The 12,887-nt window shown below is 36.3% G+C and carries 13 protein-coding genes; all 13 read right to left on the bottom strand.

The genetic code is table 11. The features are described 5' to 3' along the window. Positions 1-22: 22 nt before the first annotated feature. Positions 23-1,423, bottom strand: a complete 1,401-nt coding sequence (locus tag WCV66_RS07805; RefSeq protein ID WP_338788546.1) for a bifunctional UDP-sugar hydrolase/5'-nucleotidase — start codon at positions 1,421-1,423, stop codon at positions 23-25. A 72-nt stretch (positions 1,424-1,495) separates the two neighbouring features. Then, the gene (locus WCV66_RS07800) at positions 1,496-2,323 is read right to left on the bottom strand and encodes a sulfite exporter TauE/SafE family protein (protein WP_338788545.1); all 828 of its coding nucleotides are present in this window, start codon (positions 2,321-2,323) and stop codon (positions 1,496-1,498) included. Positions 2,324-2,328: 5 nt separating this feature from the next. After that, positions 2,329-3,201, bottom strand: a complete 873-nt coding sequence (locus WCV66_RS07795) for a DUF72 domain-containing protein (protein WP_338788543.1) — start codon at positions 3,199-3,201, stop codon at positions 2,329-2,331. Between the two features lie 194 nt (positions 3,202-3,395). Then, positions 3,396-4,793: a Fe-S cluster assembly protein SufB gene (gene sufB / locus WCV66_RS07790; protein ID WP_066329949.1), complete on the bottom strand. Its 1,398-nt coding sequence runs from the start codon at positions 4,791-4,793 to the stop codon at positions 3,396-3,398. A 48-nt stretch (positions 4,794-4,841) separates the two neighbouring features. Further along, positions 4,842-5,279, bottom strand: coding sequence for a Fe-S cluster assembly sulfur transfer protein SufU (sufU, locus tag WCV66_RS07785; protein WP_066329948.1), 438 nt, complete (start codon positions 5,277-5,279; stop codon positions 4,842-4,844). Beyond that, the gene (locus tag WCV66_RS07780; protein WP_338788542.1) at positions 5,272-6,489 is read right to left on the bottom strand and encodes a cysteine desulfurase; all 1,218 of its coding nucleotides are present in this window, start codon (positions 6,487-6,489) and stop codon (positions 5,272-5,274) included. The genes sufU and WCV66_RS07780 overlap by 8 nt, the downstream gene beginning before the upstream one ends. Then, positions 6,489-7,790, bottom strand: coding sequence for a Fe-S cluster assembly protein SufD (gene sufD, locus WCV66_RS07775; protein WP_066329946.1), 1,302 nt, complete (start codon positions 7,788-7,790; stop codon positions 6,489-6,491). The genes WCV66_RS07780 and sufD overlap by 1 nt, the downstream gene beginning before the upstream one ends. Before the next feature lie 23 nt (positions 7,791-7,813). Then, a complete protein-coding gene (gene sufC, locus WCV66_RS07770; RefSeq protein ID WP_066329944.1) occupies positions 7,814-8,599 on the bottom strand; it encodes a Fe-S cluster assembly ATPase SufC in 786 nt (261 codons plus the stop codon). 340 nt (positions 8,600-8,939) lie between these two features. Further along, positions 8,940-9,119: a hypothetical protein gene (locus WCV66_RS07765; RefSeq protein ID WP_066329942.1), complete on the bottom strand. Its 180-nt coding sequence runs from the start codon at positions 9,117-9,119 to the stop codon at positions 8,940-8,942. Between the two features lie 261 nt (positions 9,120-9,380). Then, positions 9,381-9,752, bottom strand: a complete 372-nt coding sequence (locus tag WCV66_RS07760; RefSeq protein ID WP_066329940.1) for a carboxymuconolactone decarboxylase family protein — start codon at positions 9,750-9,752, stop codon at positions 9,381-9,383. A 465-nt stretch (positions 9,753-10,217) separates the two neighbouring features. Beyond that, complete coding sequence (locus WCV66_RS07755; RefSeq protein ID WP_338788540.1) at positions 10,218-11,063, bottom strand: MetQ/NlpA family ABC transporter substrate-binding protein; 846 nt, start codon at positions 11,061-11,063, stop codon at positions 10,218-10,220. Positions 11,064-11,074: 11 nt separating this feature from the next. Next, a complete protein-coding gene (locus tag WCV66_RS07750) occupies positions 11,075-11,743 on the bottom strand; it encodes a methionine ABC transporter permease (RefSeq protein ID WP_066329927.1) in 669 nt (222 codons plus the stop codon). Continuing rightward, complete coding sequence (locus tag WCV66_RS07745) at positions 11,736-12,761, bottom strand: methionine ABC transporter ATP-binding protein (RefSeq protein WP_066329925.1); 1,026 nt, start codon at positions 12,759-12,761, stop codon at positions 11,736-11,738. Before WCV66_RS07745 ends, WCV66_RS07750 begins: the two co-directional genes overlap by 8 nt. Positions 12,762-12,887: the final 126 nt, after the last annotated feature.

The following is a 12,887-nucleotide window of genomic DNA, read 5'->3' as shown; positions in this document are numbered from 1 at the left end:
TACGTGTAGATTGTTCGCCTATTTAAGATGGTGTATTTTCACCTAACTTCCAAGCTAAAAGGTCCCTTAATAGTTCTGGCATATAAAAGATTTTTTTCTCCGCGTGACTTATTTCAGGATACAATGGTCCAAGGGAAAACATATCAACTGTAGCAACAGAATAAACCCTGTGAGGATCAATAGGCTTACCATGGACTAACACATCTGTAACATGATGTTTACCATCTGAAAGTACCTCAGATATTACCTCAATCCCGTCGAATACCATTCTCCCCATTACTTTCCCTCTAAAACCTAAACCTTTTAATTTTAGGTGTTCCATTCTTTCTTCTCTTGCTTGGACAATCACCTCTTTTAAAACATCACCTTTTAAATCGACCTTACATGGATTAATAGGATGTGGACATATTCGATGGAGATCCTTTTTCGTGACAGGTCCTTTGCTTAAAGGCTCTAATAACATTCCTGAGTTAACCATCCCAACCTCTCCGTCACACCACTCGCGTATTGCACGGACTAAGAATAATGGAAAGGACGATTCATTAAACCAATCTAGTGTTAACTCATCCTGAAGGAGTCCAACTACTTCAGATAGCTTAGATTCACTGTCTGCTAATTTAAGTTGTAGCCATTCCTCTGTTTCTTGACAGACTTCCTTTTGTTCATCCATAGGATAAATAGAAGCTTTACGATCTACCAACATTTTCTGTTTGTTATTGATCGTAAGTGAGATATGACCGACATATTGTCCATACTTTCCAGCACCAGCAACTAACGTATGATTAATCTTTTCACCATTTGGTAATACATGATGTGTATGACCGCCAATAATAATATCAATATCAGGAAATTCCCTTGCAATGATTTCATCATCACTAATACCAAGATGGGAGAGAAGAATAATGATATCTGCTTGTTCCTTTACCTGATTTATTGTTTCTAATAAGCTCTGGAAGGGGTCTTTTATTTTCCAACCAAGTAACTCATAAAATTTTTCATAAAATACCGTAACTCCTAAAATTGCCAACTTTACCCCATTATTTAATGTCACCATTTTATAAGGGACAACCCAAGGAGGTCGTTCCCCGAGCTCTGTATATAAATTTGATATGATGATTGAAAAGTTCGCTTCATCATATAACGAATTTAAGTCGTCATGAGAAAAAGTAATCCCTTCATTATTACCTATTGTCACTGCATCATATTGAAGCATATTTAATAAAGTCACGTTTGCCTTGCCTTGTGTTGCTTCTGTTATTGGATGAAAACGGTCTGCATGATCACCTATATCTAGAAGAAGCATTTGCTCTTTATTTTGTTCATGTAATTTCTTTTTATTTTTTAAAAATTGGACGATAGCTGGCCAATTTTCAAAATGACTATGTAAATCATTTGTATGGTAAAGGTGAATTTTCTCTAGCATGTTCCTCTCCCCTTATTCGTAAGGTGTAACTGATGCTACCCGTGTACTCTTTTATCACTTACTGCTTAAATTTTATTTTCCAGTGAAACCCTCAAATATTAATTTTAAGCCAGCAATGATTAACACGATTCTTAATAAATTAACAATTGTCTTGTCTTTTAATTTCGTATTAAGAACAGCTCCAAATCTGCCTCCAAACCATGCACCTGGAATTAGTGCTGCTGTGTATAGCCAGTTTATGTTTCCTAATGCAATATGAGTAACTGAGCTAGTAGAAGCTGAAAGAAATATTATAAACATTGATGTTGCAACTGCAATGTGCGGTGGGAACATGAACAACAAGATCATCGCCGGCACCATTAGAGCACCACCGCCAATCCCAAATAATCCTGAAATGAATCCAACAACAAATGCTATTAAAACGCCTAGTACTGGCTGAAAGGAATAAGAGATTTCATTACCATCCTCACCAATATACGAACGATTCACCTTTATACCAGGTTGTTGTTTCCATTGAGGAAGTTTATCCTTAACAATTAAAATAATTGAAACGAAGATCATAAATAAACCAAACCATATTGAGAAAGAAGTCGTATTAAAAAACTTATTTGCGTATGCACCTACAATTCCACCTGGTCCACTTCCGATAAAAAAGATAAGTCCACTCTTATAATCAACTTTTTTATATTTCATATACGTTAGTGTGGATGAAAGTCCAGTAAAGATCACAACTAATAATGATGTACCAACTGCTACCTGTGGTGACACACTTTCAAATGCAGGTAAATAGGATCCTAAAGTTAGTAGCATCGGAACAACGATAATTCCTCCACCTAAACCAACTAGACTTCCGATTGTTCCTGCAACAAAACCTACAACCACTAAGATTATCCACTCCATATTTCTTACTGCTCCTCTTCAAGATTGAATAAGCTTAATTGTTTTTCTGCCAATCCAGTATAGGTGATGTCTAATAGATTTATCATCATTTTTGCATTTTCTGCCGCATCTCCGCCTGAATTATTATTAAAGAGCATATAAATCGTCTTTGATTGGTTTTGAAGTGAACTTAAATGATCTTTCCAATCTAGTAACTCATCCTGATTATACCGATACAAATATCGGACATCTCTCCAATCGTCACCAGAAGCTGGCTTATTCCAACCATGTACATTTCTTCCATGTAAACGAATAAGCGTTTTACTAGAATCAGTAGGATGAAGAACAGTTGGGATTGACCTCTCCCCTGCTTGTGGTTCATCGACAATACTATGTATCCATTTTTCAGATTTCATAAACTGTAGCGTTTTTTCATAATAGACGTGCGAGAACCATGATCGATTGCGAAATTCAAGTGCTACGTCATAATCACTCATTTGTTCTCTACACCATTTTAAATACAAAACATTTTCTGTATTGCATTGAAACCATGGAGGAAATTGAAATAAAACCATTGCAAGCTTATTAGCCCTTTTTAGTGGTTCTATTGATTTTATGTATGCTTTAAACATAGCTTGTTTCGTTTCAAAGAGGTTTTCTCCACGAAGATGTCCAGTCATTCCCTGGTAAGCCTTTGGTATAAATTGAAAAGTATCGGGAGTATCGCTTAACCATTTCGCAATATTTCGTTCTGGTTGAATGGCGTAAAAACTAGCATCAATTTCAACTGTAGGAAAATGTGCAGCATATTCTTGTAATTTATTTGTAGGATTCGTTTTTGAAGGATAGAGTGAATCGTGATCTCCCCACCCCGTTAGACCAATTTGAACTGTCGTCAATCAAATCATCCTTTGGAACATGTTAAAATTTTAAGTTTTTCTAAATCTACTATACCATGACATGCGGTGATTAACATCGAACTGGGTTTGAAAAAGATGCGTATATTTTATGAGGAATTACTTAATGAGGTGTTTAAGTTAGCTTAATTAATTGAAGATAAAAGAGACTGACAATTCTGTCAGTCCCCATTTTATTAACCGATAGAACCTTCCATTTCGAACTTGATTAGACGGTTCATCTCAACTGCATATTCCATTGGAAGCTCTTTTGTGAATGGCTCAATAAAGCCCATTACAATCATTTCTGTTGCTTCTTCTTCTGAGATACCACGACTCATAAGATAGAATAATTGTTCTTCAGAAACTTTAGAAACCTTCGCTTCATGCTCAAGAGAAATATTGTCGTTCATGATCTCATTATAAGGAATCGTATCTGATGTAGATTGATTATCCATAATGAGTGTATCACATTCAATATTTGATCTTGCCCCATCTGCTTTGCGACCGAATTGTACGATTCCACGATATGTTACTTTACCACCTTGTTTAGAGATGGATTTAGAAACAATCGTTGATGAAGTATTTGGTGCTAAGTGAATCATTTTCGCACCAGCATCTTGATGCTGACCTTTACCTGCAATCGCGATAGATAAAGTCATTCCACGAGCTCCCTCACCTTTAAGGATAACCGCAGGATATTTCATTGTAAGTTTAGATCCGATATTGCCATCGATCCATTCCATTGTTGCGTTCGCTTCACAAACAGCACGCTTTGTTACAAGGTTAAATACATTGTTTGCCCAGTTTTGAATCGTCGTATAACGGCAATATCCGCCATCTTTAACAATAATTTCTACAACAGCACTATGAAGTGAATTTGTTGTGTAAACTGGAGCCGTACAACCTTCAACATAATGAACATGTGCGCCTTCGTCTACGATGATAAGTGTACGCTCAAATTGACCCATATTTTCAGAGTTGATACGGAAGTAGGCTTGTAATGGTGTATCAACTTTAATACCTTTTGGTACGTAGATGAATGATCCACCAGACCATACTGCAGAATTTAGAGCAGAGAATTTATTATCAGTAGGTGGAATTACCTTACCGAAATGCTCACGGAAAATATCTTCATTTTCTTTTAAAGCAGTATCTGTATCCTTAAAGACGATTCCAAGATCTTCAAGGTCTTCTTTCATATTGTGGTAAACAACCTCTGATTCATATTGCGCAGATACACCAGCTAAATATTTTTGTTCAGCCTCTGGAATACCTAGCTTATCAAATGTACTTTTAATCTCTTCAGGAACTTCATCCCATGAACGCTCTGATTTTTCTGATGGTTTAACATAGTACGTAATTTCATCAAAATTCAGTGAAGCCATATCGCCACCCCATTGTGGCATTGGCATACTATAAAAATGTTCTAACGATTTCAAACGAAAATCTAACATCCACTGTGGTTCATTTTTCATACGAGAGATTTCTTCCACGATCTCTTTCGTTAACCCTCGTTCTGAACGGAAGATGGAAACATCTTTATCAGCAAACCCGTATTTGTAATCGCCTATTTCAGGTGCCTTTTTTGCCATCTACATTCACTCCAATCCATTTAGAATATTAGGGATACCCCTAATGACTTATTCATTGTTGCTGTTAATGCCCTTTTCCATTGCTTTCCAAGCTAATGTGGCACATTTAATACGTGCAGGAAATTTAGTTACACCTTGTAATGCTTCGATATCACCTAAATCAATATCGTCATCATACTCTTTTCCTAGCATCATATTCGAAAATATATCAGAAAGCTTTAAAGCTTTATCAAGTGTTTTTCCTTTAATTGCTTGAGTCATCATCGATGCAGATGACATTGAGATGGAGCAGCCTTCCCCCTCAAACTTAGCATCTTTTACCACACCATCTTCAAGATCCAGTGTTAAGCGGATACGATCCCCACAAGTAGGATTATTCATATCGACAGTTAGACTGTTATCAAGAATCCCTTTGTTTCTAGGGTTCTTGTAATGATCCATAATGACCTGACGGTATAAAGTGTCAAGATTAATATGATTAGACATTACTGAAGTACTCCTTTGTTTTAATGATACCAGAAACTAATTTTTCAATTTCCTCTTCTGTGTTATACAGGTAAAAACTAGCCCTTGCTGTTGCAGAAACTTTTAACCACTTCATAAGAGGCTGTGCACAATGGTGGCCTGCACGTACAGCAATTCCCTCAGCATCTAAAACTGTTGCAACATCATGTGGATGAACATCCTCTATATTAAAAGTAACTAATCCAGCACGATGCTTTGGTCCATAAATTGTTAAACCATCTACTTGGCTTAGTTGGTCTAACGCATATTGAGCTAATTTATGTTCATATGCTTCGATCTGATCTAAGCCAATTTGTTCAAGAAAGTCAATTGCCGCACCGAGACCAATTGCTCCAGCGATGATTGGGGTTCCAGCTTCAAATTTCCAAGGAAGCTCTTTCCATGTTGATTCCTGTAAACCGACAAAATCAATCATTTCTCCACCAAATTCAACTGGTTCCATTTTTTCAAGAAGCTCTTTCTTGCCATATAAAGCCCCAATTCCTGTTGGGCCACACATTTTATGACCCGAAAAAGCAAAGAAATCACAATCTAAATCTTGCACATCGATCTTCATATGTGGCGAACTTTGAGCACCATCAACGACCATAACCGCGCCATGCTTATGAGCAATTTTAGCGATTTCTTTGATTGGGTTGATTGTACCAAGTACATTTGATACCTGCATGACTGAAACAATTTTCGTATTAGAAGTAACTGTTTCTTCAACATCCTGTAAATCAAGTGTACCATCTTCTTGTAAAGGAATATATTTTAACGTCGCACCAGTAACTTTTGCTACTTGCTGCCAAGGAATAACATTAGCATGATGCTCCATGTATGTGATGACAATTTCGTCACCTTCTTTAACATGCGTTAAACCATAGCTTTGAGCAACCATATTTAACGCGGTTGTCGCACCTCGGGTAAAGATAATCTCTTGTGTAGATTTTGCCCCAATAAATCTTCTAACCTTTTCACGGGCTCCTTCATATCCATCTGTTGCTTTTGTACCTAGTGTATGCACCCCACGGTGAACGTTAGAATTATATTCACGATAATATGTGGATAGTGCTTCTATAACAGCTAATGGTTTTTGGGAAGTAGCTGCGCTATCTAAATAAACTAGGTCCCGACCATTTACTTGCTGATCCAAAATCGGAAAGTGCTGACGAATATCAGTGATATTCATTACTTAACTTTCCTTTCAATAACCTCAACTAACTGCTTTTTCACGCCTTCGATTGGAAGAACGTTTACTACTGGTGCTAAGAAGCCATGAATCACTAGACGTTCAGCTTCTACCTTAGGAATGCCACGACTCATTAAATAATAAAGTTGAATTGGATCAACACGACCAACAGATGCTGCATGACCTGCTGTTACATCGTCCTCGTCAATTAATAAAATTGGGTTTGCATCACCACGTGCTTTTTCACTTAGCATAAGTACGCGAGATTCCTGCTCTGCATTTGATTTAGAAGCACCATGTTCAATTTTCCCAATACCATTGAAAATAGAAGAAGCACTGTCCTTCATAACACCATGTTTAAGGATATAACCTTCAGAGTGCTTACCAAAGTGTACAACTTTTGTTGTAAAGTTTTGCTTTTGTTCTCCACGACCAACAACAACTGATTTTGTATCACCGAAAGAACCGTCACCGATTAGATTCGTTACATTTTCAGAAATTGTATCTCCATCATTCATTAACCCTAATGCCCACTCAATTCGAGCGTCACGGCCAGCTATTCCACGACGGTTTACATATGTTGTTATACCTTTTGCAAGTGTATCAACTGCTCCGTAGGTTACACGTGCATTTGTATTAGCAAATACCTCTGTAATAATATTAAAGACACCTTCAACATCTTTTATAGTTGAAATGTAATTCTCTACATACGTAACAGAACTGTTATCTTCTGCAACCACAATTACATGGTTAAATAGCGTAGTATTAGGATTATCATGCACAAACACTGCTTGAATTGGTTCAGCAACTTCTACATTCTTAGGAACATAAACGAAGACCCCACCATTTAAAAGAGCTGCATGTAAAGCTGTTAAGCGATGCTCGTCAACCTTTACGCCATCTTTCATAAAGTATTTTTGAACTAATTCAGAATGTTCACTTGCAGCAGTATGAATATCAGCTAGGATAACACCTTTCTCTTTATACTCATTCGAAAGAGTTGTATACGCAGCTGTATTATTTAATTGAACATATAAGTTGTTGTTAGCTGACTCAATATCAATTAAGGCTTTTACATCTTCATGTAAATCATTTAAAGAATTTAGTTTTTCACTAGTAACTATATGTTCCTTAAAACTAGTGAAATTCCATTTGTCTATTTTCGTTTTATCCGGTCTAGGCATTGGAAGATCCTCTGATTTTGCAAGTGCTTGTAAGCGAAGATCTGTAAGCCAGTCCGGTTCACCAAGCTGCTTTGAAAAGCTTGTGACATAGTCCTGATTGTAAGTTTTCGTTTCCATACGTCCTATACTCCCCCTTGCGCTTATGCTTCTTGCCCAACAGTTTCGTCTTCAATACCTAATTCTTGTTTAATCCAGTCATAACCCTCTGCTTCTAAGCGTTGTGCTAACTCAGGTCCACCTGATTTCACAACACGGCCTTGCATCATTACATGCACTTTATCTGGTGTAATGTAATTTAATAAACGTTGATAATGAGTAATCATTAAGCAACCAAAATCTTCGTTACGCATTTTATTAATACCTTTTGCTACAACTTTTAAAGCATCGATATCAAGACCAGAATCGATCTCATCAAGAATCGCAATTTTTGGCTCGATCATCATTAATTGAAGAATTTCATTACGTTTTTTCTCTCCACCAGAGAAACCTTCATTTAGGTAACGTTGTGCCATATCTGGATCCATTTCTAATTCTTCCATATTAGCATCCATTTTACGGATAAACTTCATTAAAGAAATTTCTTCGCCCTCTTCCCGGCGTGCATTGATTGATGAACGTAAGAAGTCTGCGTTCGTAACACCACTAATTTCACTTGGATATTGCATTGCTAAAAATAGACCAGCACGTGCACGCTCATCTACTTCCATTTCTAATACATCTTCACCATCTAAAGTAATGCTTCCACTAGTAACTTCATATTTCGGGTGACCCATAATTGCAGATGATAATGTTGATTTACCTGTTCCGTTAGGCCCCATGATCGCATGGAACTCTCCGCCTTTTATTTCGAGATTTACACCTTTTAGAATTTCTTTCCCATCAATTTCTACGTGTAAATCCTTAATGATTAATGTAGAACCTGCCATAACTATACCTCCATAATATATAAAGTTTACTTATTCTCAATTTATTCTCATTCTAATCTTATAACAAATCAAAAGTGAATACAACCTTTAAGGAATAGACTCGAATTTTGTCTAGGATTGAAATAACTAGCTGTATTAAATCAATATGTATATAGAGTGAGAAAAGAGCCTTTTTCTACTATATAACACATTGATCTGTGAATCTACCTCCATACCTAGATTAGTTTTTACTTCCTTTTAAAAAACATTCTGTAAAAGGATAACCCCACCTGAGTTAATATATGTAAAAGGACCAGTCTGCGACTGGTCCTTTCAATTTCTCTATTTAGCATAATAATGCTTACTTTTTCATTCTTCTTTCGATTTCCGCATGAATCAACTGACTCTTGCGATAATCCTCTTCACGACTTAATTCTACATCCATTCTTTTTTCAAGCTTTTGTGAGTACTCAGCATACCCAATGCCATGGGAATTATGCATTGCCTTTTCCATTTCAGTTGTGTAGTTGAGTTCTAGCATTTCTTGACTCGAGTGGATAATGAATCAATCCTTTCAACTTTTAATTTACATAAAAAGTTTATCAAGAATATTCAAATAACTCAAAGTGCGTCAGATTATGTGACAATCTTGTGAGATCGATTATTATTCATTTAGTAAAATTAAACCGTGTTTTTATACATTTCCTCAAACATCCTCTGGATTACTCGCACTTAAGATTATTTTGCTTCAATTAATATTGAAAAAATCTCCACTAAAGATTCCTGGGTTCTATAACAGATTTTATTGTTTTAATTGATTTAGTTCCGTTATACACTCTTGTACAAGTGTTACAGCTTGACTCATAGCTGCACCACCGCCAAATGCAGCAGTTACACCAATTGCCTCTAAGATTTCTTCTTCACTCGCTCCTTGATCTAGGCAGCCCTTAGTATGATAGACCATGCAATATTCATCTTGAGATTGAATACTAATTCCTAAAGCAATTAAATGCTTTTGCTTTTGTGATAATTTCCCTTCCTTAAAACAAGCCTCAGTAAATGCATTGTAATGATGTGCAATCTCTGGCATTTTTTGTGTAAAGGTTCCTATACCACTTTTGAATTCGAGTAAAGCAGCTTCAGTTGAATTTCTCGGTTCATGAATATGTTCCATTTCTCACAACTCCAATCAGCATTTTTTCACGGTTAGTATGCTTTAAATAAAAAAATGTATGCTACTAAGAAAGCGCAAGCGCCTTGGTCATCGCCGTACAAACTGGAGGAGCATCGACTGAGATAAAGGAAACACGGTAAGCGAAGCGAACCGATGTTGACTTATCGTAGGGAGATGATCTGAAGTTTGATAGGCGATAGGCGCTGGAGCTAGACACCAAAACTAAGTACAAAATTTTAAACTTTCTTACCTACTAAGAAAAGCGCAAGCGCCTTGATCAGCCTCGGGCAAATAAGATGATTTAGAATAGAAGGCGTTCTTTGCCTTCAATTCTAAATCATCTTATGACCTCGAGGGGCTAGGCGCTGGAGCTGGATGTCAAAGTGTTATCCGCAGTACAAGCATTTTTTAATTTCGAGATAAGAACAAAAAAAGGCCAACAAATATGTCGGCCTCTTTTTCTATTTATTCACTTTTTGCTGCGGAAATAACAGATCCTTTGTATTTTGTTTCGATAAATTCTTGTATCTCTTCTGATTGTAATACTTCTACTAATGCTTTAATTTCTTCTCTGTCTTCGTCACCTTCACGAACAACAATTAGGTTAACATAAGGGTTGTTCTCTGGTGATTCTAGTGCAATTGCATCTTCAGCTGGGTTTAATTCAGCATCTAGTGCATAGTTACCGTTAATTAAAATAGCATCAGCTTCATCATTTTCATAAGCCTTTGTCAGCATTGGCGCCTCAATATTAGCTTCAAACACTAAATTTTTAGGATTTTCTGCAATATCTTCTATTGTTGCTGCAGTTTTTTCAACGCCCTCTTTAATCGTAATTAATCCCTTTTCTTCTAATAAAGAAAGCATACGACCGTGATCAGCAACAGAGTTACTCATAATAATTTTTGCTCCATTTGGTAGATCTTCTAATGACTTATGGCGTTTTGAATAAACACCAATTGGTTCGATATGGACTCCACCAGCATTCACAAATTTATAATTATTATCAGCAATTTGAGACTCTAAATAAGGTTCATGTTGGAAGTAATTAGCATCTAACTCTTCTTCTGCTAATGTCTTATTTGGTAAAACATAATCTGTAAATTCTACGATTTCTAATTCAATCCCTTTTTCTTCTAATAAAGGTTTTGCTTCTTCTAATATTTCAACATGTGGTACAGGTGATGCACCTACTTTTAATGTTTTTGCCTCTCCTTCGGAACCTTCAGTTCCTTCCTGTGACGCCCCACCACAAGCAACAAGTGCTGTTGTAAAAATCGTAAATATAATTGCTAATAAAGCTTTTTTCATCGTTCTTCCTCCTATCGTTTGTCAATTGATTTAGTTATGATATCTCCAATAATTTGGATGATAAACACGAAAATTAATATGATAACCGTTGCTATTAATGTTACTTGATTATTCCCACGGTTAAAACCTTCCATAAATGCTAGATTCCCTAATCCACCAGCACCAATAGCACCTGCCATTGCTGTATACCCTATTAACGCAATAGCGGTAACTGTAATACCAGAAACTAACGCTGGCATCGCTTCGGGTAAAAGGACCTTCCAAATAATTGTGCTTGTTTTAGCACCCATAGATTTAGCAGCTTCAATGACACCTTTATCAATTTCCCTTAAAGCAATCTCGACCATGCGCCCATAAAAAGGAGCTGCCCCGATTATTAACGCTGGTAATGCGGCATTTGCACCGAGTATTGTTCCAACAAGTACTTTTGTAAAAGGTAATAATAAAATAATTAAAATAATAAATGGTATTGATCTAAATATGTTAACAATTCCTGCAACTAGATTATTAACATACTTACTTTCCCATATGTTTCCCTTTGCTGTTAAAAATAACAGTAAACCTAGAATAATTCCTAAAATAAATGTCGCCACAACCGATAAGCTTGTCATATAGATTGTTTCCTTTGTTGCAAGCCAAACCTTTTCCCAATCTACTTCAGGTAGAAGCTGTTCAAGCATTGGCAATCACCTCCACCTCAATGTGTTGATTATAAATAAACTCTAATGCTCGATTTAATTCTTGTTCATCTCCATCTAAATGAATAAACAGACTTCCATATGATCCACTTTGTGTTTGTGAAATCTTCCCTTGTAAAATATTCACATCGATTGCAAACTTTCTAATTAGATTTGTTATCAATGGTTGTTCTGCTGATTCACCAACAAAGGTTAATTGAATAACCTTACCCTTTGGATAATTCTCTAAAAGATTTGCCACTACTTCATTCGTTTCCTCTGGTTCTGTAACTTGTTTCACAAAGCGCTTAGTAATTGGTTGTTTAGGATGCTTAAAAACGTCGAGTACATCCCCTTCTTCAACTACCTCCCCATTTTCCATCACAGCTACACGATGACATATTTTTCGTATAACATGCATCTCATGAGTAATCAGCACAATTGTAAGTCCAAGTCGTTTATTAATATCTACAAGCAAATCTAATATAGAATCCGTTGTTTGGGGATCTAAAGCTGATGTAGCTTCATCACATAATAATACTTTAGGGTTATTAGCCAATGCTCGCGCAATTCCTACACGTTGCTTTTGCCCACCACTTAATTGTGAGGGATATGCATTCTCACGACCTTCAAGTCCTACAAGCTTGATCAGCTCATCCACTCGTTTCAAACGTTCAGCTCTTTTTACACCTGCAATTTCTAATGGAAAAGCAATATTTTCTCTCACTGTTCGAGACCATAAAAGATTGAAATGCTGAAAAATCATACTTATTTCTAAACGTGCTTTTCGTAATTTCACTCCACCAATTGAATCTATTTGACTACCAGCAACGCTAATATCACCACTGGTTGGTTTTTCTAGTCCATTCAACAACCGGATTAGTGAACTTTTACCCGCTCCACTATATCCAATAATCCCGAAAATTTCACCCTTATCAATTTTTAGATTCACATTATTAACAGCAGTTACATTACCTGATTTTGTTTGATAAACTTTATTAACATTCTTTAATGTAATCAAGTTGTCACCTTCTTTCAGTTCGAATACCTCACTTCAATCTATCACTTTTATGGAAAATTCATGTTGCAATATAGTATTTTGATAAAGAAAAAACCCTTCTGCAATGAGCAGAAAGGCACAAAAATG

This window comes from Metabacillus rhizosphaerae (assembly GCF_037201795.1).
Classification (GTDB): Bacteria; Bacillota; Bacilli; order Bacillales; family Bacillaceae; genus Metabacillus; species Metabacillus rhizosphaerae.
This window is presented reverse-complemented; position numbering and strand designations above follow the sequence as displayed.

Coding starts and splice junctions, on each gene's coding strand:
- WCV66_RS07765 (WP_066329942.1), bottom strand. CDS start 9,119: ATGCTAGAACTCAACTACACAACTGAAATGGAAAAGGCAATGCATAAT.
- WCV66_RS07780 (WP_338788542.1), bottom strand. CDS start 6,489: ATGAATATCACTGATATTCGTCAGCACTTTCCGATTTTGGATCAGCAA.
- WCV66_RS07800 (WP_338788545.1), bottom strand. CDS start 2,323: ATGGAGTGGATAATCTTAGTGGTTGTAGGTTTTGTTGCAGGAACAATC.
- WCV66_RS07755 (WP_338788540.1), bottom strand. CDS start 11,063: ATGAAAAAAGCTTTATTAGCAATTATATTTACGATTTTTACAACAGCA.
- sufU (WP_066329948.1), bottom strand. CDS start 5,279: ATGTCTAATCATATTAATCTTGACACTTTATACCGTCAGGTCATTATG.
- WCV66_RS07750 (WP_066329927.1), bottom strand. CDS start 11,743: ATGCTTGAACAGCTTCTACCTGAAGTAGATTGGGAAAAGGTTTGGCTT.
- WCV66_RS07805 (WP_338788546.1), bottom strand. CDS start 1,423: ATGCTAGAGAAAATTCACCTTTACCATACAAATGATTTACATAGTCAT.
- sufC (WP_066329944.1), bottom strand. CDS start 8,599: ATGGCAGGTTCTACATTAATCATTAAGGATTTACACGTAGAAATTGAT.
- sufD (WP_066329946.1), bottom strand. CDS start 7,790: ATGGAAACGAAAACTTACAATCAGGACTATGTCACAAGCTTTTCAAAG.
- sufB (WP_066329949.1), bottom strand. CDS start 4,793: ATGGCAAAAAAGGCACCTGAAATAGGCGATTACAAATACGGGTTTGCT.
- WCV66_RS07760 (WP_066329940.1), bottom strand. CDS start 9,752: ATGGAACATATTCATGAACCGAGAAATTCAACTGAAGCTGCTTTACTC.